Raw genomic sequence first — 21,028 nt, forward strand, 5'->3', positions numbered from 1 at the left:
GCTTTCGATAAATCGATTCGCTCAAATTATTAGAGTGATCCATCCCTTGCGTACGGCCCTACCGAACACGCGCGAGAATTTCCTTTTGGGCAACAACCCATAAGCCATTGATTTTATGAAATTCACAAAAACGTCATCACGCCATGCAGGTGCGCTGTGACGGTGGTCACTTTAAATATGTTAACCGAACCCTAATCTGTAAGTCAGAAGCACGCGATATCGCCGGTGGCGGTATTACAACTTCACGGAATTCGAGACGAGGACACAATGATCGGTTCAGCAGGCTCAGGACTTAGCGCAGCAGCACAGGCCGTAAATGACGCCATCACGCCGGGTGGCGGCAAAGATGGCGTGTCGGCACCGCTTGCCGCAGCAACCTCTTCGATCCAGAAGGCCACGGGCCTTGCACAGGTTATCGGCTCTATCGTTACAGAACATCAGCCGCTTGAGACCAGCGGCTCACGCGGTACCCGCGTCAATCTTCTAACGTGATTTTTCCCTCTCGTTAGCTTCCTCGGGGTGGTTTTAACCACCCCTTTTTCTGCGTGGCTTCGGGATGTATCCTGTCCCCATGCAGAAACCATCCGGCCCCCGTGAAAAAATCATTCCCGAAGGTGATGACCGCGAACGGCTAAGCTGCCCCGATTGCGGTTACATCCGTTATGACAATCCAAAAGTCGTCGTCGGTGTCGTCGCGACCTGGGAAGACCGCTATCTGATGTGCCGTCGCGCGATCAATCCGCGCAAGGGCTTTTGGACGCTGCCTGCCGGTTTCATGGAAATCGGTGAGACATCCGCCGCCGGGGCCGCACGCGAAGCCTACGAAGAAGCCCGCGCCGATCTTTCGCTTGATCGTTTGCTGTGCCTTTATGACCTGCCCCATATCAGCCAGTTGCAATTGCTCTATCGTGCAACCCTGAACAGTCCCGATGTTTCCTGTGGCCCGGAAAGTCTTGATGTCGGTCTGTTTCACTGGGAGGATATCCCGTGGGACGACATCGCCTTCCCAACCGTGCATTGGGCCCTGCATCATCATCGGGATGCCATCGGACAGGATGTCTTTCCGCCATTTGGCAACCCGCCGGGGGCCTCTGCCCGGATGGGAAATGACGACACGGCAACTTCATGACAAAACCCGTTGATCATGCTAATGTTTTTGCAGTTTCAGAACGGATAAACTCATGGCAACCAACCGGATCGGCAGTAGTGCCACACAAACGGGCCTTCACGATGCCCGCTCCATGCCGCAAGGCGTGCCTTCGGGTGCGCGCGGTCGTGTGGCTGCCAACACCGATCAGCCATCCCCCGACAGCTTCATCGCCGCCCAGCTTGCCCGCTTGCGTAATCTGATCGCCGCCGACCAGATTGACCACAATGCGCGGCGCGGGACTTATCTGAACATTCTTCTCTGATCCGCCTTGTTCGGATCAGGCCTGTTGCGCAGGGTCCCCGAAAACCCGGATGTAACGTTCAACCTGCTTTGGATCGCCCGAAATCTTTTCCGGATTATCCGAAAGCTTGACCGCCGGTTGCCCATTGGCACTTGTCACCTTGCACACCAGCGACATAGGCTCAAGCCCCTGTTCCCCCGCCGGATCACAACCGCGAAAATCATTGGTCAGGTTCGTGCCCCAGCCAAAGCTCATGCGGACCCTGCCATGGAAATGCAGATAGGTTTCGATAATCGCATCAATGTCGAGATTGTCTGAAAACACCAGAAGCTTCTCGCGCGGGTCCCTGCCATGTTCTTCCCACCATCGGATGATCTGTTCGCCACCCTCAATCGGTGGCGCACTGTCGGGGCGAAATCCGGTCCAGTCCGCCAGCCAGTCCGGCGCACCTTTAAGGAACGCCGCCGTGCCATATGTATCGGGCAACGCAATCAGAAGATTGCCGCTGTAATACTGGCGCCATTGCTCAAGGACCCGATAAGGCGACGCCGCAAGTTCTTCATCGGTTTTTGAAATCACCGCTTCGACCATCGGCAATTCATGGGCGTTGGTGCCAATCGCCTCGATATCCGCGGTCATTGCCAGCAACACATTTGACGTGCCGATGAACCGGTTGCCGATCCCTTCTTTCAGGGCTTCGACACACCAGCGCTGCCACAAAAAGCCATGCCGCCGCCGGGTGCCGAAATCGGCAAGAACAAGGTCCGGCAAATCGCGCAACCGTTCGACTTTTTCCCAAAGCTTGGCCTTGGCACGCGCATACAGCACATCAAGTTCAAACCGCCCGCGATTGCGCAACACCGCACGCGACCGCAATTCGGTAATGATCGCAAGGGCCGGTGTTTCCCACATCGAACTATGCGTCCATGGCCCGGAAAAATGCAGTTCAAACTGCCCGTCGATCTTGCGCAATTCATATTCCGGCAATTGGAAATCGCCCAGCCAGCGGATGAATTCCGGCTTGAACATATGGCTGCGCCCGTAAAATGTCGCCCCCGCCAGCCAGATCAGTTCCTGACGCGAAAAACGAAGGCTTCGCGCATGGTCAAGCTGCGCGCGCACTTCACCTTCATCGATGATATCGCCAAGCCTTATATGATGGCTGCGATTGATCAGCGAAAAGGTAACACTGACATCGGGATGCTCCTGCCAGATTGCCTGCAACATCAGAAGCTTGTAAAAATCCGTATCCAGAAGACTGCGGATAATCGGATCAAGCTTGAAGTTGTGATTGTAGGTCCGCGTGGCAATGTCGGTAACGGTCATGAACCACCTGTCGGAATGGCAAAGATGTTCGCTTTGACATAAGTATCGATGCCGCCCGGCGAAAGCACCACCCCATAAAGACCATAACCGGCAAAAAAAGAAGCCCCGCACAAAGTACGGGGCCAGTTTGTTTGTCCGGGTGTATGGACAAGGGAGCTTGCGCAAAAGCGTGAAAAGGGTTCACGCAGTTGCCTGGTTTTCGCTCATCGAGCGAATGGGGTGTTCCAGCTTGTCGACGATTTCTTTCGGCACGATCTGCCAGAAATTGCCGCGTTCACGATCCCAATTGTCGAGGATGGTGCGCGCAAAACCGCTATCGGTTTCGGCAACATGCTCTTCAATCAGCGAACGACAGACTTCGTCCCAATGCTGGGTTTCAATACGCTGGTACAGGATGGAGCCATCATTGACGACATCCCCAAAGGTGCCTTCAACGTCATAGATGAACGCCATGCCACCGGTCATGCCGGCACCGAAGTTCTCACCGACCGCGCCAAGGATCACGGCCGTACCGCCGGTCATGTATTCACAACCGTTCGAACCACATCCTTCAACCACGACCGTCGCGCCCGAGTTACGAACGCAGAAACGTTCCCCGGCCTGACCGGCGGCAAACAGCTTACCGGCCGTTGCACCATAAAGGATGGTGTTGCCGATGATCGTGTTCTCGTTGGTCTTGAGCGGGCTTGATGGCCGCGGGCGCAACACGATGGTGCCGCCCGAAAGGCCCTTGCCGACATAATCGTTGGCATCGCCCTGAACTTCGATTTTCAGCCCCTGAACCGCAAACGCGCCCAGTGACTGACCGGCAGAACCGCGCAAACGCACATGCAGATGGCCTGGTTTCAGGCCAGTCATGCCATATTTCTGCGTGATCAGCGACGAAATACGCGTCCCGATAGCACGCTGCGTGTTCTGGATATTGTATTGCAGTTGCATCTTTTCGCCGTCTTCAAGCAATGCACGCGCATCCTTGATCATCTGGGCGTCAAGCGTGTCGGGCACTTCGTTGCGCCCCTCAACCGTGCAATACCGTTTGTGATCACCAGCATCAGCCTGTGCAAGCAGCGGGTTCAGGTCAAGGTCAACAAGGTCCTTCGCACCACGATGAACCTGCTGCAACAGGTCCGAACGGCCGATGATTTCCTGAAGATTGTCATAGCCAAGCTCGGCCAGGATATCCTTGACCTCTTCGGCCATAAACGTGAACAGGTTGACCAGCTTGTCCGCCGTACCGACGAACTTGGCACGCAATGCCGGGTCCTGGGTACAAACGCCAACCGGACAGGTGTTCGAATGGCACTGACGCACCATGATGCAGCCAAGCGCGATCAGGGATGCGGTACCGATACCGAATTCTTCCGCGCCCAGCATCGCACCGATCACCACGTCGCGGCCGGTTTTGAACCCGCCATCGACACGCAGTTTCACCTTGCTGCGCAGATTGTTCAGCGTCAGAACCTGATTGACTTCCGAAAGGCCCATTTCCCACGGAATACCGGCATATTTGATCGAGGTCTGCGGGCTGGCACCGGTGCCGCCATCATAACCCGAAATCAGGATGACGTCGGCCTTTGCCTTTGCCACACCGGCCGCAATCGTGCCGACCCCCGAACGCGACACCAGCTTGACGCAAACGCGGCAACGCGGGTTGATCTGTTTCAGGTCATAAATAAGCTGTGCCAGATCTTCGATCGAATAAATATCGTGATGCGGCGGCGGCGAAATCAGGGTCACACCCGGCGTCGCATGACGCAGCTGTGCGATTTCAACCGTGACCTTGAAGCCCGGAAGCTGCCCGCCTTCGCCCGGTTTTGCACCCTGGGCGACCTTGATCTGGATTTCTTCGCAGTTGTTCAGATATTCGGCGGTTACACCGAAACGACCCGATGCCACCTGCTTGATTGATGAACGTGCATTGTCCCCGTTCGAACGCGGACGGAAACGTTCACGCGATTCACCACCCTCGCCAGAGTTCGATTTCGCACCGATGCGGTTCATCGCAATCGCCAGTGCCTCGTGGGCCTCGGTCGAAAGCGCACCGTGGGACATGCCCGGGGTAACGAACCGTTTGCGGATTTCGGTGATGCTTTCAACCTGTTCCTGACGAACCGGTTTGCGGTCGGAACGGAAATCAAGCAAATCGCGAAGATGAAGCGGTTCACGCGAACGAAGCCCTTCCGAAAACTTGCGGAAGGTATTGTACGACCCCGTCGTGACGGACGACTGCAACGTATGGATCAGCGGACCGGTCCAGACATGGCGTTCACCCGAACGGCGATATTTGTAAAGACCGCCGACGGGAAGGGTCACGACATTGCCGTTAAACGCTTCCTTGTGCTGGGCAATGCAACGACGCTGGATACCCTGAAGGCCGATACCCGAAATGCGCGACGGCATGCCCGGGAAGAATTCCGCCACCAGCGAGCGCGACAGGCCGATACTTTCGAAGTTATAGCCACCACGATAGGAACTGATGATCGAAATGCCCATCTTGGACATGATCTTGAGCAGGCCGGCATCAATCGCCGTCTTGAAACGCTGCATGACTTCGGCCGTGCTGCCGACATTCGGGAACAGTCCGCGCGCATAACGGTCCAGAAGACCTTCCTGCGCCAGATAGGCGTTCACCGTCGTCGCACCCACACCGATCAGAACCGCAAAGTAATGCACATCCATGCATTCCGCCGAACGGACGTTAAGCGAGATATAGGTACGCAGCGACGTTTTCACGAGATAGCTGTGCACACCACCCGTTGCCAGAACCATCGGGATTGCGGCACGTTCGGCCGAAATGCCCTCGTCGGTCAGGATAATGTGAAGCGCCCCGCCACGAACCGCTTCTTCGGCTTCGCGCTGGATACGGGTAATCGCATCGCGGAGTGCTGACGCGCCACCATTGATGTCAAACGTGGTATCGATTTCGACCGCCGTTTCGCCCATATAACCGCGCATCGCGTCATATTCGGCATTGGTCAGTACCGGGCTTTCAAGCTGCAGCAGGTCGCACTGGCTTTCATCCTCGTCAAGGATGTTGCCAAGGTTGCCAAGGCGCGTTTTCAGGCTCATGACGCGGGCTTCGCGCAAAGAGTCAATCGGCGGGTTGGTCACCTGCGAGAAGTTCTGGCGGAAGAAATGATGCAGACCGCGATACCGATCCGACAGGATCGCAAGCGGGGTGTCATCCCCCATCGAACCGATGGCTTCCTTGCCGTCTTCCCCCATCGGATGCAGGATCAGTTCAAGGTCTTCATGGGTAAGGCCCATCGCCTTCTGCAGACGCAGAAGCGCTTCCTTGCCAAGGCGCGCGGGTTCAGTGTGTTCTGGCGAAATCAGGTCATCAAGCACCTTGGTGCGACCCACCCATTTTGACCAGTCACGACGGTTCGCCAGCTTATCCTTAAGCTCGCTGTCATGGTACAGCTTGCCTTCTTCAAGGTTGATGGCAATCATCTGCCCCGGGCCAAGCCGCCCTTTTTCAAGGCAGCTTTCCTCGTCGATATGCACCATGCCTGCTTCGGAACCAGCGATCAGAAGGCCGTTACCCGTGACGGCATAACGCAGCGGACGAAGACCGTTACGGTCCGTACCACCCATAAGCCACTTGCCGCCATAAGCTGCCAGTGCCGCCGGGCCGTCCCACGGCTCCATCACCGCGTTGCAATAGGCATAAAGGTTTTTATAGCTGTCCGGTGTCGATGCCTTTTTCGACCAGGCTTCGGGCACCATCATGGTTTTCACCATCGGCAGGTCACGACCGGCCCGCACCATAAGTTCAAACACGGCATCAAGGGCGGCCGAGTCCGATGACCCCGGCTGAATAACCGGTTTCAAATCTTCGATGGTGTCGGAAAATGCCTCGTGTGCCATGCGGGCTTCGTGGCTTTTCATCCAGTTGACGTTACCGCGCAGCGTGTTGATCTCGCCGTTATGGGCCAGAACACGGAACGGCTGCGCCAACGGCCAGCTCGGGAAGGTATTGGTCGAATAACGCTGGTGATAGACGCAGAAGTTCGAAACGAACCGCTCGTCACGCAAATCCGGATAGAAGATGTCGACCTGCTCAGCAAGGAACATGCCCTTGTAGATGATCGAGCGGCACGACATCGAACAGATATAGAAATCCTTGATCGCTTCGGACAGGACTGCTTTCTCGACGCGACGACGGATGGTGTAAAGATCGACCTCGAACTGGTCCTCATCAACGTCATCACGCGCACCGATCAGAACCTGTTCGATTTCAGGCCGCGTCTGGTTGGCTTTTTCACCGATAACCGAAACATCGACCGGAACCTGACGCCAGCCAAGAATGCCGTAACCCTGTTTCAGGATTTCGGTTTCAACGATGGCACGGCAACGTTCCTGTGCCGACATGTCGATACGCGGCAGGAATACCTGGCCAACCGCAATCAGGCTTTCCGGAGCTTCCTGGTTGATAACCTTCAGGTACGCCTTGAAGAAATCCTGCGGGATCTGCAGGTGAATGCCCGCGCCATCGCCGGTTTTACCGTCGGCATCAACGGCACCGCGGTGCCAGATGGCTTTCAGCGCCTCGATACCGGCTTCAACAACCTCGCGACGCGGCTTGCCGTCAATCGCACCGACCAAGCCCACGCCACAGTTGGCGTGTTCTTCGGCCGGGTCATACATGCCGTTCGCCGACAGATGTTCGGCATTTTTTTCAAAACGGGCGATCTCTTGCGCGCCACGGTCATGAATAATCTTGTTCATAACTCTCTCTCCTAATGCGGCAGCGGGCTTAAGCAGCAGCTTCTTTGCGCGCCAGCAGATATTCATCGATCCGGTCAGCCGCGTCGCGACCGTCACGGATGGCCCAGACCACCAACGACGCACCACGCGCAATGTCACCGGCGGCAAAAACGCCATCCAGATTGGTCATCATCGAGCGGAAATCGATTTTAACCGTGCCCCAGCGCGACACACCCAGTTCCGGCGCATCGAACATGGTCGGCAGGTCTTCCGGCTCGAAACCAAGGGCAAGGATGACCATGTCGGCATCCATGGTGTAGTTCGAACCCTCGATCAGTTCCGGGCTCTGGCGGCCACCGGCATCCGGCGCGCCAAGGCGCATCTTGACCGCGCGCACACCTGTCACCTTGTCGTCGCCAACAAAGGCTTCCGGGTTGGTCAGCCAGACAAATTCAACGCCTTCTTCCTCGGCATTGGCCACTTCGCGCTGTGAACCCGGCATGTTGGCACGGTCACGGCGATAAAGACATTTGACCGACTTCGCACCCTGGCGAATTGCCGTACGGACACAGTCCATTGCGGTATCGCCGCCACCAATAACGACAACGTTTTTGTCTTTGGCGTTCAGCGTGCCATCGTCATAGGCCGCAACCGTATCACCAAGACCGATGCGGTTCGACGTGGTCAGATATTCCAGTGCCGGATAGATATTGCCAAGGCCGACACCCGGCAACTTCAGATCGCGGGATTTGTAAACACCCGTGGCGATCAGAACGCTATCATGTTTGCGGCGCAATTCATCAAGCGTCGCGTCACGGCCAACCTCGAATTCGGTGTGCATGACGACACCGCCTTCTTCAAGCAGCTTTACGCGGCGTTCAACGATATGCTTTTCCAGCTTGAAGCCCGGAATCCCGTAAACCAGCAATCCGCCCATGCGGTCATAGCGGTCATAGATATGGACTTCGTATCCTTTAAGGCGAAGCTGTTCGGCCGCCGCCATGCCTGCCGGACCACCACCGATGATCCCCACCGACATGCCGTTTTCCTGCGTCGGCTTGGGGGCCTTGACCCAGCCATTCGCAAAGGCGGTATCGGTAATGTATTTCTCGACAGAGCCAATCGTGACGGCACCATGGGTTGACTGTTCGATCACGCAATTGCCTTCACACAGACGATCCTGCGGGCAGATGCGACCGGTCACTTCCGGCATGTTGTTGGTTGCCGCCGAAATGGCATAGGCTTCTTCCATGCGACCTTCGGTCGTCAGGCGCAGCCAGTCGGGGATGTTATTGTACAAAGGACAATGGGCCTGACAGAACGGCACACCACATTGGGAGCAGCGCGCGGACTGATCGGCCGCAGCTTCTGTCTCGAAACCTTCGTAAATTTCATTGAAGTCCGTGCGACGCTCGGATGCTTCTCTCTTGTGCGGATATTTTTGTTCAAGATGAACAAACTTCAGCATCTTTTCTGTCATAGCAGCCCTCTGAAAGGGTTTTATGTTGCGGGTTGGCTTTTGTATACGCGCCGGTTTTGCAAGAATCCAGCACAAAATGCATGATAGGTCAATATTACTGACCATTATATCCTCAAATAAAATCAGGGTATCGGGAATTTCGGGTTTTAAAGCGCTGAAAGAAAGTTTCATTAGTACCATTTTGGTACTATTAATGCATTTCGCCTGTTCGCGCTAAGCTGCTATAAGCGGGGAGTTTTTGCCGATAACAGCGATCGAGGCCGGGGTGACGTTACAACATATAATTCTTCTGGCAGTCATCCAGGGGATCACAGAATTCCTCCCCATCAGTTCATCGGGTCATCTGATCCTGACCCCCGCCCTGACAGGTGCTGCAGATCAGGGTTTGTTGGTAGATGTTGCCGTTCATGTCGGCACACTGGCCGCTGTTCTGATCTATTTCTGGCGCGATGTTTTCGCGATGATCGGCGGATTCTTCTTCCTTTTGTCGGGCCGGATCAATGCCGGTGCCCGACTCGCGCTGCACATCATCCTTGCCACCATCCCGGTTGTCGCTGTCGGCTTCTATTTCAAGGTCTCAGGCATCGAGGAACAGCTTCGCTCGGTTGAACTCATCGCATGGACAACGCTTGTATTTGGCATCGTGCTTTGGATTGCCGACAAGATCGGCATGACGATCAACCGGCTTGAACATATGCGCTGGGGCGGCGCGGTGTTCATAGGCCTCGCACAGGTCCTTGCCCTTATTCCCGGCACCAGCCGTTCGGGCATCACCATGACGGCGGCACGTTTGATGGGCTATGAACGCGCCGATGCCGCACAGTTTTCCATGCTGCTGTCGATTCCGGTCATTCTGGGGGCTGGTATTCTGGCCGGTATTGACCTGCAACAGTCGGGTGACATGGCCCTGACCATGGATGTTCTTCTGGCGGCGGGCCTGTCCTTTATCACCGCCCTGATCGCCATCGCCATGCTCATGAGCTGGCTGAAACGTTCAACCTTCACGCCGTTTGCGATCTACCGCATTCTTATGGGGGGCGGCTTGCTGGTATGGATTTATGGCTATGGCGGCGGTCCGATCCCGCTGTTCGGATAAAATACCCGGCAACAGATCACTTGATAGGACGGTGGGTCCACCCCACCGTCAACCCCGCTAATCCTGCCAGATCGGCCCACCCGAAAGGATGACTTGCGCGCGCGCCGGATCTTCCGGCGCATAGCCGCTATCCTCGACAAAGCCCATCAGAAACGGTTCGTGCGAAAGCAGAAAATCAAGGGCCCCCAATTGCACGTCATTGCTGGTGATCCCGGCCTTCAGATCATCAATGCCAATGCCGGTCTGCGCGAAAAGCCCTTCGAGCAGTTCATCATCCCCTGCGATATGGGCAATGGCCCGAATGGCCAGCGTTTCAGCCGCATCTTTGTTCATTTCATCCCCGTCCTGTGACGATACCGGTTGCTTAACTGAACCATTTTGCCTTGGCCAGGGCCCGCCAGATCACCAGCCCGGCAATCACGATCAGGACACCGCCAATCATGCCGAAGTTCTGCCCCAGAACCACCACCAGCCCCCAAAAACCAATTGTGCCAAATCCGACCGCAAGTGCCAGAAACGCCGATTTCGTCAGGCTGTCCTGCTTCTTCTGGGCGGCTTCGGCGCGTTTAAGCTCGTCAACAATCTCGTACCAGGCAATCTGTTGCCAGCGCGAATATTTAAGGCCCTTGCGCGGGCCTTTGCGCAGGAACTCGTCAAGCTGCTTGACGATATTGGCCGCACGTTCCTCGGGCGCGACATATTTTCCGAACCGCTCTTTCTTGCGCGGGCCCTCGTCTTCACTATCGATATCGTTCACCCAACCACTCCGAAAGCCGCCCATTTTCGGGCCATGCCATTGGTCATAAGCGTTTCTGATTTATATCCGGTAAATCAGAAACGCCATGATGACGATCACGCAGCACTTTATCCCCCGCAAAATATTGCAGGAAAAATAATGACAGATATCAGACGGTTGGAATTATGCGGGCTCAGGCAACGACCATTGCGGTAATCGCAATCACGCCAAATGCAAAAAGATGAATCATTGTCTTCTCCTGTTGTCGGGGATATTGGTCCCGGTCAAACGCATGTGTATTGCGTTTGTTCCTGAAACCTAATCTGCAAAACAGGTTATTTAATGGCGCAATTCCGGGCCCAAAACGGCGATCACCCCATAAGGGTTCCGGGGATATGGTGCGGGCGGCCGGACTTGAACCGGCAAGGTCTTTGAGGACCGGCGGATTTTAAGTCCGCTGCGTATACCAATTTCGCCACGCCCGCAAAGCGCTCACAAGGTTGGCGTTCCAACCGGCAAAAAGGGTTCTAGCGCGGCTTTAAAAACGGCGCAATACCGGAATAGCCGTTTTTGCCAATCCCGATAAACCCGGCACAGCAACAGCCGCGCGCAACCGGATGTGGCATTGCGACATAATTGCCTGTCTTTCACCATATTACCCCCATTTTTCCCCGGCACGGTTGTAATGATCCCATCGGAATCAAACAGGCGACCCGGTTGACCGTGAAGAAACACTGGTACATTTCACTGGTTATTTCAGCATGTCTGGCACTTGCCATGCTTGCCTTTCTGTCGCGCCACGAAATCGTTCCCCCTGCCAACGCCGAAGATGATGGCCCCAATCGTCTTGATGCTCCGATCCTGAGAAGCGAGACAATCAACCGGTCCGCCAATCAGCAACGCCACATCAATCGCCTGTATGACAAGATGGAAAAAGATCTTGTCGGAAGCACAATCGGCCCGCTCTTTCTCGATAATTCCATTCCCGCCCCGGCCCAGCCGCCAAACGCACTTGCGCTTGGCACCGGCGATGCAACAACCATCGAAACATTTGGCGGGCGCTCTGCCCTGGCATCCATCGCCAAAAAGCTCGATTTCGATACGGCCAACGGTACCTTTCCCAACCAGACGCGCCGCGGCGCCACCCCGATCAGCCTGTGGGTGCATGGCAGTCAGACCGACATTGAAAACCGCATTACCGATACCGGTTACAATCCGAATCTCAGCGGCGATGTCATCTCGATTGATACCGGTGTCGATTATCAGGTCGATGACAGCCTGATTATCGGTCTTGGTGTCGGCTGGGGCAGCACACTCAGCGAAGCCGCCGCCCGACAGGTACTGTACCGCGAAAACAACGTCACCTTTTCCCCGTATTTTGTATCGCGCATGACCGAATGGCTCAATATTCGCGGCAGCATCGGGGTCGGCAGCAGCACCATCACCCAGTCTGCCCTCAATGGCGGTTCGGATGATCTCAGCTATGCCGAAAATCTCCAAAGCTCGACATTGTCGAGCTCGATCGGTTTTGGCACGGAATACGATCTGGATTTTCTGCCCGTCACGCTAAGTCTTGACGGGGATGTCATTACCGCCCGCGAAGAATTTGACAGCGCACGCGCGGTCGACGGATCACTTGTCCGGGCACGCACTGCCCTGAACCAGATTTTCGATACCACCGCCGAGGCCCGCTATAACCTCGTTCTGGGGGACCATCATCTTATGCCTTTTGCCGGGCAGGACCAGACCGTGACCCTGATGAACCAGGGATACGGCCGCTCCACCAATCGTCGTTATTTCGCGGGAACCGAATATGCCTATGATCCCTGGCAAATCGGGGCATCGGTAGAAGGCTTTCGCGAATTTTCTCCAAATTCCGACGCCGTCGAAGGGGTAAGGTCCGAACTGATTCTCCGCTCGGAACTACCCTATGATTACGGGGTTCTCAGCCCCTACGTCACCAGCGAAAATACCAGCACCTATTCACAGCTGGGCGGCGGCATCACACATGACTGGGGCGGCATTCCCGGCCAAATGAGCCTTGAGGTTCAGCGCAAACTGACCTTCGAGACGGAACACAACAACCTGTCGGGCCTGATGACGATCCATTTCGATTTCTGATGTTTTCCACGCCCTGCTGTCATCTTGTGGCTTGGCGTTACACCCCTGTCCGGTTAGGGTGCAAAAAGAATTGAAACCGCCAAGACCAGCAGGTTCGCGCCATGACCCGATCCGATCGCGATGCGCCCGACGCAACAGATGCACTGACCCCGCCGGTGTTTGATCGCACCTTTCAAAAACAGTTCATCGATCTGTTGTTATGGCGGCGTGACGTGCGGCGTTTTCGCACCGACCCGATCCCGAAGGACGATATTGACGACCTGATCAAGGAAGCCTGCCTTGCGCCATCTGTCGGCAATTCTCAGCCGTGGCGTTTTGTAAAGGTCAACGATCCCGACCGCCGCCAAGCCATCCGCGACAGTTTCGAACGCGCCAATCAGCAGGCGCTTAACGATTATCACGGCGAACGCGCCAGACTTTATGCGTCGCTAAAATTGCAGGGCATGGATCAGGCCCCGATCCAGCTCGCCGTTTTCGCTGACGAGGAAACCGAGGCCGGCATGGGGCTGGGGCGCAAAACCATGCCCGAAATGCTTGATTATTCCGCCGTCGCCGCCGTACAGCTTTTGTGGCTGGCCGCCCGCGTGAAGGGAATCGGGGTGGGTTGGGTTTCAATCCTTGAACCCGAAACGGTTCTCAAAACCCTCGACGTGCCGCCGCACTGGCGGTTGATCGCCTATCTGTGCATCGGCTATCCCGAAGAAGACCACGTCATCCCCGAACTCGTCCGCGAAGGCTGGCAGGATCGCATTGATCCCGCTGCCCTGACGCTTGAACGCTAACCAAATTCGATCATCAAAGGAAACCCCGATGTCCGCCGACAAAGGCCAACCGACCAATCCAGAACAACCCGCCAAAAAGGGCCTGCCCAATGGTCATTATTTCAAGATCATGGGCTATCTTCTGACCGCGGCGTGGGTCGGCTATATCCTTGCGGTTTCGGGGGGCGACACCACGCACCCGATGTTCGACTATATCTTTGTCGTTCCGCTGGCCTTCTGGATCGGCGGCATGATCATCGCCAAAATCCTGCGTGCGCGCAGGGGTGCGGACCGGCCCTGACGGCCCCGTCAAATCGCCAAAGGCGCTGAAATCATCCGCGCCTTTTTTATAATCTGTTCCGATCATCCCGATGCTTTTTTCGTTCGTCGTCATAGCTGTCATTATCGGAAAAACCGCCCAGATTCATGATGCCGATGCCAAGGCTGATGCCACCAAACGTGATGAACAACCCGAAAAACAGCAACATGATAAAGACCGGCGCATCGTGTGATGCTATGGCAAGGCTGTAAATCCCGCCAATATCAAAAAACAGCACTAGCACGCCAAACACCAGCGCCCCGAACCCACCATAGGCGGTATGTTCGATCATGAATTTGACAATCGACCGGGCTTCGCGCGCCGCCTGACTGTTACGAATTTCGTCCGTTTCATCTGGCTTTTGCGTCATGCTGGCTCCTCCAACGCGACATCACCGGATTGTCATAGTCGGAATGATAGCACAGCCAAAATGATCAATCGCAATCCCGGTGTTACGAAACCGGGCCGCTATCCTCGATAATCTCGCGGCCCTGCTCGATAATCACCGCCCGGATACGCTCGGACGCAAGGTCAACATCCTTGGCTTCTTCGCCCCGCACCACAAGCGTCGTGCCGAGTTTTCCCTCCCGCAGGAACGGATAGGACCCGATATCGGTATCGGGGAAATCATGCTGGATTTCACCCAGCACCTTGGCAATCGTGCCTTCGGGAATATACCCGCCGACCGACCGCGAAACCATGGGCCGCCCGCCGGTCAGTTGATGTTTGATCCCCTGGAACATCGCCTGCATGATCATCGGCACACCGGCCATGACATAGACATTTTCCATCCGGAACCCCGGTGCCTTGGATATCGGATTATCAATCAGCTCCGCACCTACCGGAATATGTGCCATGCGCAGCCGCGCCTCGTTCAGGTCGGCAGGGTTCTCATAATGGCTTTTCAGCAATTCATGCGCTTGCGGGTTCAGTTCGATCTCGACCCCGAAGGCACGCGCCACACAGGGCGATGTAATATCATCATGGGTCGGGCCGATGCCGCCGGTGGTAAAGACGTAATCGAACTTTGCCCGGCATTCATTGACCGTCTCGATGATTGTGGTTTCGATATCGGGAATGACGCGGGTTTCGGCCAGCCGGATGCCAATCTTGTTCAGTTCCTCCGCCAGATAAGGCAGATTCTTGTCATGGGTCCGTCCCGACAGGATTTCATTGCCGATAATGATCAGACAGGCCCGAACCGCTTCAGACATCACAACCTCGCAAACTTGAACTCAGTATTCAAATACGACCGCCAAAAGGGGTCGGATCGTCACAGAAAATCGCGCAACATCGCCACCAGCGGCACATCGGCCGGCGGCATCGGATAATCACCCAACCGGATCGGGCGCACCCATTTCACCTGCTGGCCTTCCATCGGGGTGATTTCCCCCTTCCAGACCCGGCACAGATAAAGCGGCATCATCAGATGGAAATCATCATAGGTGAAGGACGCAAAGGTAAAAGGTGCCAGACAGCTTTCAGTGATGTCGATACCAAGCTCTTCCTTAAGCTCGCGCACCAATGCCATTTCCGGCGTCTCGCCCGCCTCGACCTTGCCGCCGGGAAACTCCCAAAGCCCCGCCATGGATTTGCCTTCCGGGCGCTGGGCGATCAAGACACGATGATCGGCATCCACCAGCGCCACCGCACTGACAAACACCGTTTTTTCGGGGATTTTTCCCTGCCGCAGGTCCACCGACATGCAGCCTCTATCTGGATTTTGAATGGTCATGCGATTGTTTTATCCTGCCCGTCTGCTTTCGCCAAGAGGTGCATTTTCCAATTGCTGCTCGCCCTTAGCCCGCCCTTTGCCCACCGGGGTCAGAGCCAGAATATCCTTCGTGTCATTCGTCCTGAAATGAAACAAATCCCGATGGCGGGCTTTTGCGTATAGTCTTTAAACCCAAATCGACAATATCTGTTTTACGGTGACAATGCGCGTATTCAAACTGACGGCAAATGCCCTGATCGCGGCCCTGTTTCTCGCCGGTTGCGATAAGCTCGCCGCATTCAATCACCTTCAGGCTGGCGACTATCAGCCGACCATTGCCGATCTGCAATATGGTGATGCGGATCGTCAGAAACTTGATCTTTACCTGCCTTCTGATCGCACAAAACCGGCCCCCCTGATCGTCTGGTTTTATGGCGGATCATGGGATTCGGGTGACAAGGCAAAATACGCTTTCGTCGCCAAACGCTTTACCGAAATGGGCTATGCCGTCGCCATCCCCGATTACCGGCTGGTGCCCGAAATCCGTTTCCCGGAGTTCATCAAAGACGGCGCAAAGGCCCTCGCCTTCATCAAGCAATACAGCCATGATCACCCCGACCGCATCACCACAGGTCCAATCATCCTGGCCGGCCATTCCGCCGGTGCCTATAACGCGGTTCAACTGGTGGCCGATCAATCCTATCTCGCATCCGTGGGGATGACCGCCAACGACATTGCCGGGATCATCGGGCTTTCCGGCCCTTATGATTTCTATCCCTATGACGTCAGGGCCACCCAGATCGCCTTTGGCAATACCCACGCCACCCAAAGCCAGCCGGTCGAACAGGATTTGTCGCATATGCCGCCCCTGCTTCTGATCACAGGCAACCGCGATCATACGGTCTATCCCCGCAACTCCATCCGCCTTGCCGAACTTGCCCCGAACACAAAGCTCGTCATCATCAAGGATACCGGCCATGCCGGAACCCTGATTGCCTTGGGCAGTGTATTGACGGAAAACCGGGCTGTCCTGGAACCGGTCCGGGAATTTTTAACCGCACAAACAACAGCCCCCATATCATCAATTGCTGCGCAGTAAATCTTGCAGCGACCTCAATGAAAAACGCGCCGTATAAAACGACGCGTTTTGTCTATCAGGTTCGGTTTAAAACGGCCTTACGCCAACTGACCGTGGCAATGCTTGTACTTTTTACCCGATCCACACGGACATGCGGCATTACGTGCCACCCGGCCCCAGGTCGATGGATCGTTCGGGTCAACATTGCCCGATGCCGCACGTGAATGGACCGTTGCACTGTCACCAGCTTCACCCGCCATCGCTTCGGGTTCGGGGTGATTTTCATGCATTTCCTGCGGTGCGCGGCGCGGCTCAAGGTCTTCGGGGCGCGGGGTGGATTGCAATTCAACATGCGACAGCATCTGGGTCACACGTTCACGCAATGTCACCAGCATGCCTTCAAACAGGTTGAACGCCTCGCGCTTGAACTCGTTTAACGGATCGCGCTGGCCATAGGCCCGAAGCCCGATGCCCTGACGCAGGTGATCAAGTGCCAGAAGATGCTCTTTCCACGTCTGATCCAGAAGCTGAAGCACAAGGCTCTTTTCAACCTGGCGCATGATATCCGCGCCATAATTGGCAACCTTGGCTGCCATCTTGCTCTCGACCGCCTGCTCGATCCGCTCGCGCATGACTTCGATATCAATACCTTCTTCCTTGACCCATTCGGTCACCGGAAGATCAAGGCCAAACAGACGCGTGCATTCTTCATGCAGGCTGGCGGCTTCCCACTGTTCCGGGTAAACCTTTTCCGGGCAGTATTTGGTCACAAGGTCTTCGACGACTTCGCTGCGCATGTCGGCCACATCTTCGGCAACATGCTTGGCCTGCATCAGATCGCGGCGCTGTTCATAAATGACCTTACGCTGGTCATTCATGACATCATCGAATTTCAGCACGTTCTTACGAATGTCGAAGTTGCGTGCCTCGACCTTCTGCTGTGCCTTTTCAAGCGCCTTGTTGATCCACGGATGATAGATCGCCTCGCCTTCCTGAAGGCCAAGCTTCTGAAGCATCCCGTCCATACGCTCGGACCCAAAAATACGCATCAGGTCATCTTCAAGCGACAGGAAGAATTTCGAACCGCCCGGATCGCCCTGACGACCGGAACGACCACGCAACTGGTTATCAACCCGGCGGGATTCATGGCGTTCGGTGCCGATCACGAACAGACCACCGGCATCCAGAACCTTCTGCTGATCTGCCTTGACCTCAGCCTTGATCCGTTCAATTCCCTCGGCGCGCTTTGCATCGTCTTCGATATTGGCAAGTTCAAGCTCGGCACGCATTTCAACGTTACCGCCAAGTTTGATGTCGGTCCCGCGGCCGGCCATGTTCGTGGCAATCGTGATCGCACCCGGCGCACCGGCCTGTGCCACAATAAACGCTTCGCGTTCATGCTGTTTGGCGTTCAGGACTTCGTGCGGAACTTTGCGTTCTTTCAGCAACGCGCCAAGAATTTCCGATTTCTCGATCGATACCGTCCCGACAAGAGCCGGCTGGCCGCGCTTGTGACAATCTTCCAGAAGATCGGCAATCGCGTTCCATTTTTCCTTGGCCGTCCGATAAATTTCATCATCGGCATCTTTACGGGCAATCGGGCGATGGGTCGGGATTTCCACAACCTGAAGCTTGTAGATTTCCTCGAATTCCTCTGCCTCGGTCATTGCCGTACCGGTCATGCCCGCAAGGGTCGGATAAAGACGGAAATAGTTCTGGAAGGTGATCGATGCCAAGGTCTGGTTTTCGTTCTGGATCTTGACCTTTTCCTTGGCTTCCAGCGCCTGATGCAGGCCATCGGAATACCGTCGGCCTTCCATCATGCGCCCGGTGAATTCGTCAATGATGACGACCTTGTCGTCCTTGACGATGTAATCGGTGTCCTTCTGGAACAGCTTGTGCGCCTTAAGCGCCTGATTGACGTGATGCACCAGATGAACGTTGGCCACGTCATAAAGCGTGCCTTCGGTCAGGATGCCCATCTGCTGCAAAAGCTGTTCGGCATTTTCGGTCCCGTCTTCGGTCAGGGTGACGGCACGCGCCTTTTCATCCTTCTCGTAATCGTCTTCGGTCAGTTTCGGGATCAGCGCATCAATCGCGCGATACAACTCCGAACTGTCTTCGGCCGGGCCGGAAATGATCAGCGGGGTCCGTGCTTCGTCAATCAGGATGCTGTCAACCTCATCGACGATGGCAAAGTTGAACGGGCGCTGCACCATGTCTTCAAGGCGGAACTTCATGTTATCGCGCAGATAATCAAAGCCTAGCTCGTTATTGGTCGCATAGGTAATATCGCACGCATAGGCCGCACGACGCTGGTCATCGGTCATGCCATGCATGATCACACCGACAGAAAGACCCAGGAAGCCGTAGACCTGCCCCATCCATTCCGCATCACGACGCGCAAGGTAATCGTTGACCGTGACAACATGAACGCCCTTGCCTTCGATCGCGTTCAGATAAACCGGCAGGGTCGAAACAAGCGTTTTACCTTCACCGGTTTTCATCTCGGCGATCTTGCCAAGTGTCAGAACCATGCCGCCCATAAGCTGCACGTCATAATGACGCTCGCCGCGCACACGCTTGGCAGCTTCACGGACGGTGGCAAATGCGTCAGGAAGAATATCCATGAGAGTCTCGCCCTTGGACAGACGCTCGCGCAGCCAATCGGTACGGGCGCGCAGTTCGTCGTCACTAAGCTTCTCGACTTCGGGTTCCAGGGCATTGACTTGCTCGACCGTGGCCCGCAGGGCTTTGACTTCACGATCGTTAGCTGAACCGAAAATTTTCCGGGCAATTACGCCGAGCATTAAAACGTTCCTGAACAAATGAAAAAACAGTTATGGGGCGACGGCTATATACCGGGACCCGATCACAGATAGAACCCTGTCTGCCATCTGTCAACGGAACGAACCAATATCACTAATGTTAGGGCGGTTATGGCCGCAAAAAGTCCCGACCAAGGGCACGCAGTTATACAACCTTTGCCTGTACACATGAATGTCACTTCCTTCATGCTTGAGGAAATCGCAAAAAACACGTATGATCTGTGTTCAACTTTGAATTTCAGAGCAAGTAGCTCATCTTTTTCGCGATATCTCGGGGCTTGGCTGCCTTGCGCGAAAGAAGCCTCAGGAGGAGGAAATGGTGGATTTCTCCACACTTAATCCCTTTCGACAGGGACAATCATCACTGACCGACACGCGACAGCCTATTGCTACGTCCGGCAATAATGCTGCGCAGACCAACGGAAACCAGAAGCCCGTCGTTGATCCCGTCGACCTTTCCGACAATGCGGTCGCCACACAAAATGCCGATAAAAATCTGCCGCAAACAGCAGGTTCGAAATCCCTGTCGTCCGAGCCGATGACAACCGATGAACTTTTTGCCAAGGCACTTGATGCCGCCCTTGAACTGATCAAGGACGATATGGTCGAAATGTTCAAACTTGCCGGAATGGACGATAAGGAAGCCCTTGCCGCGACCAACGCGATGTTCAAGGGAATCCGCGAAATGGCTGCCGATGACGGTCAGGTCGATTTCTCTTTCCAGCAGGCAATCGCAAGCCATTCCCGCAAGGAAATCTCCTATGCCGGGGCGAATGGTGCGGGCGTCGGGGTTTCCGAGTCTGCCATGATGGCGATGCAGTCGCTCGATATCAATATCAACAGCGACACCGGCGAATTCTCGTTCAAATACGAAGCGACCAAGGTTGAAATCGTCAAAACCCAGGCCGTTGCCATCGGCAACAGCGCGGGGGCTGCGATGGGCGCACTTGGTGCCGTGATGAACGGGCTTGGCGGCGGCAATCTGGTCGATATGCTTGGCAATCCGGCCAGTGCGGGCAATGGCAGCCTTCTGTTTGATATGGAAGGCAGCGGAGTCGCCGACTTCATCCGCGACCTGATGCTTGATACCACCGGGGCCGAACCCGGCGCCGAGGGCGAAGAAAATGCAGATGGCACAGCAGATGACGCCAGCATGCAGGAAATTCTCACCAGCCGCATGGCGAAACTCAACGCCCAGATCATGGAACAGGCAACCCTGATTGTACGTGGTGTTACCGAAACAATGGCCGAAGACGGTTCGGGTGATCCGATGCTGAAACTGTCGGTCGACATGCTGATGCCGATGGGCCGTTTCGGACAGGATGAAAACGGTGCCGCCTTCCAGTTGCCGAACGGTGAAACCGTTTCCGTAATTGACCCAAGCCAGGAACAGGACGTTCTGGCCTGACCATAGCAGTACGGGATGGGGTACAATTGTTGCCCCGTCCCGCGGCCCTTCAGGAAGGAG

Annotated in this window: 18 protein-coding genes and 1 tRNA gene; 9 read left to right on the forward strand and 10 right to left on the reverse strand. The window is 55.5% G+C overall.

Features of this window, described 5'->3' with window-relative positions; translation table 11 throughout:
• Nucleotides 1–267 precede the first annotated feature (267 nt).
• The 3 genes from LG297_RS18070 (at nt 268) to LG297_RS18080 (ending at nt 1,412) form a co-directional block, all read left to right on the forward strand.
• Nucleotides 268–492: a hypothetical protein gene (locus tag LG297_RS18070; protein WP_404422731.1), complete on the forward strand. Its 225-nt coding sequence runs from the start codon at nt 268–270 to the stop codon at nt 490–492.
• Between the two features lie 79 nt (nt 493–571).
• Nucleotides 572–1,129 carry an NUDIX domain-containing protein gene (locus LG297_RS18075; RefSeq protein WP_404422733.1) on the forward strand — a complete coding sequence of 186 codons (558 nt, stop codon included), beginning with the start codon at nt 572–574 and terminating at the stop codon, nt 1,127–1,129.
• A 52-nt stretch (nt 1,130–1,181) separates the two neighbouring features.
• Nucleotides 1,182–1,412 (forward strand): hypothetical protein, encoded by a 231-nt coding sequence (locus LG297_RS18080; protein WP_404422735.1) that lies wholly within the window; start codon nt 1,182–1,184, stop codon nt 1,410–1,412.
• 15 nt (nt 1,413–1,427) lie between these two features.
• Here LG297_RS18080 and pncB read toward each other — a convergent pair whose 3' ends face one another.
• The 3 genes from pncB to LG297_RS18095 all read right to left on the reverse strand — a co-directional run bounded on the left by pncB (nt 1,428) and on the right by LG297_RS18095 (nt 8,907).
• Complete coding sequence (pncB, locus tag LG297_RS18085; RefSeq protein WP_404422737.1) at nt 1,428–2,717, reverse strand: nicotinate phosphoribosyltransferase; 1,290 nt, start codon at nt 2,715–2,717, stop codon at nt 1,428–1,430.
• A gap of 180 nt (nt 2,718–2,897) precedes the next feature.
• Nucleotides 2,898–7,448, reverse strand: a complete 4,551-nt coding sequence (gene gltB, locus LG297_RS18090; protein WP_404422739.1) for a glutamate synthase large subunit — start codon at nt 7,446–7,448, stop codon at nt 2,898–2,900.
• Nucleotides 7,449–7,476: 28 nt separating this feature from the next.
• Nucleotides 7,477–8,907 (reverse strand): NAD(P)-dependent oxidoreductase, encoded by a 1,431-nt coding sequence (locus tag LG297_RS18095; protein ID WP_404422741.1) that lies wholly within the window; start codon nt 8,905–8,907, stop codon nt 7,477–7,479.
• Nucleotides 8,908–9,172: 265 nt separating this feature from the next.
• Between LG297_RS18095 and LG297_RS18100 the strand changes: the two genes are divergently transcribed.
• The gene (locus LG297_RS18100) at nt 9,173–10,003 is read left to right on the forward strand and encodes an undecaprenyl-diphosphate phosphatase (RefSeq protein WP_404426966.1); all 831 of its coding nucleotides are present in this window, start codon (nt 9,173–9,175) and stop codon (nt 10,001–10,003) included.
• A 57-nt stretch (nt 10,004–10,060) separates the two neighbouring features.
• On the opposite strand, the gene LG297_RS18105 is transcribed toward LG297_RS18100, so the two are convergent.
• The 3 genes from LG297_RS18105 to LG297_RS18115 all read right to left on the reverse strand — a co-directional run bounded on the left by LG297_RS18105 (nt 10,061) and on the right by LG297_RS18115 (nt 11,224).
• Nucleotides 10,061–10,336: a DUF3572 domain-containing protein gene (locus tag LG297_RS18105; RefSeq protein ID WP_404422743.1), complete on the reverse strand. Its 276-nt coding sequence runs from the start codon at nt 10,334–10,336 to the stop codon at nt 10,061–10,063.
• A 31-nt stretch (nt 10,337–10,367) separates the two neighbouring features.
• Nucleotides 10,368–10,760 (reverse strand): hypothetical protein, encoded by a 393-nt coding sequence (locus LG297_RS18110; RefSeq protein ID WP_404422745.1) that lies wholly within the window; start codon nt 10,758–10,760, stop codon nt 10,368–10,370.
• A 375-nt stretch (nt 10,761–11,135) separates the two neighbouring features.
• Nucleotides 11,136–11,224 (reverse strand) — tRNA-Leu (locus LG297_RS18115).
• Between the two features lie 238 nt (nt 11,225–11,462).
• Here LG297_RS18115 and LG297_RS18120 point away from each other — a divergent pair.
• The 3 genes from LG297_RS18120 to LG297_RS18130 all read left to right on the forward strand — a co-directional run bounded on the left by LG297_RS18120 (nt 11,463) and on the right by LG297_RS18130 (nt 13,922).
• Nucleotides 11,463–12,860 carry a hypothetical protein gene (locus tag LG297_RS18120; RefSeq protein WP_404426967.1) on the forward strand — a complete coding sequence of 466 codons (1,398 nt, stop codon included), beginning with the start codon at nt 11,463–11,465 and terminating at the stop codon, nt 12,858–12,860.
• A 101-nt stretch (nt 12,861–12,961) separates the two neighbouring features.
• A complete protein-coding gene (gene bluB, locus LG297_RS18125; protein WP_404422747.1) occupies nt 12,962–13,642 on the forward strand; it encodes a 5,6-dimethylbenzimidazole synthase in 681 nt (226 codons plus the stop codon).
• Nucleotides 13,643–13,670: 28 nt separating this feature from the next.
• Complete coding sequence (locus LG297_RS18130; RefSeq protein WP_404422749.1) at nt 13,671–13,922, forward strand: hypothetical protein; 252 nt, start codon at nt 13,671–13,673, stop codon at nt 13,920–13,922.
• A 46-nt stretch (nt 13,923–13,968) separates the two neighbouring features.
• Here the strand turns inward: LG297_RS18130 and LG297_RS18135 are convergent, their stop codons facing one another.
• The 3 genes from LG297_RS18135 to mutT form a co-directional block, all read right to left on the reverse strand.
• Nucleotides 13,969–14,310: a hypothetical protein gene (locus LG297_RS18135; RefSeq protein ID WP_404422751.1), complete on the reverse strand. Its 342-nt coding sequence runs from the start codon at nt 14,308–14,310 to the stop codon at nt 13,969–13,971.
• Between the two features lie 82 nt (nt 14,311–14,392).
• Complete coding sequence (locus tag LG297_RS18140; protein WP_404422753.1) at nt 14,393–15,154, reverse strand: competence/damage-inducible protein A; 762 nt, start codon at nt 15,152–15,154, stop codon at nt 14,393–14,395.
• A gap of 59 nt (nt 15,155–15,213) precedes the next feature.
• Complete coding sequence (gene mutT / locus LG297_RS18145; protein ID WP_007091683.1) at nt 15,214–15,645, reverse strand: 8-oxo-dGTP diphosphatase MutT; 432 nt, start codon at nt 15,643–15,645, stop codon at nt 15,214–15,216.
• 232 nt (nt 15,646–15,877) lie between these two features.
• Between mutT and LG297_RS18150 the strand changes: the two genes are divergently transcribed.
• On the forward strand, nt 15,878–16,753 hold the full coding sequence (locus LG297_RS18150) for an alpha/beta hydrolase (RefSeq protein ID WP_404422755.1): 876 nt from the start codon (nt 15,878–15,880) through the stop codon (nt 16,751–16,753).
• A 77-nt stretch (nt 16,754–16,830) separates the two neighbouring features.
• Here LG297_RS18150 and secA read toward each other — a convergent pair whose 3' ends face one another.
• The gene (gene secA / locus LG297_RS18155) at nt 16,831–19,542 is read right to left on the reverse strand and encodes a preprotein translocase subunit SecA (RefSeq protein WP_404422757.1); all 2,712 of its coding nucleotides are present in this window, start codon (nt 19,540–19,542) and stop codon (nt 16,831–16,833) included.
• Nucleotides 19,543–19,876: 334 nt separating this feature from the next.
• Between secA and LG297_RS18160 the strand changes: the two genes are divergently transcribed.
• Nucleotides 19,877–20,968 carry a hypothetical protein gene (locus LG297_RS18160; RefSeq protein ID WP_404422759.1) on the forward strand — a complete coding sequence of 364 codons (1,092 nt, stop codon included), beginning with the start codon at nt 19,877–19,879 and terminating at the stop codon, nt 20,966–20,968.
• Nucleotides 20,969–21,028: the final 60 nt, after the last annotated feature.

The organism is Thalassospira australica (genome assembly GCF_044790785.1).
Taxonomy (GTDB): domain Bacteria; phylum Pseudomonadota; class Alphaproteobacteria; order Rhodospirillales; family Thalassospiraceae; genus Thalassospira; species Thalassospira australica_A.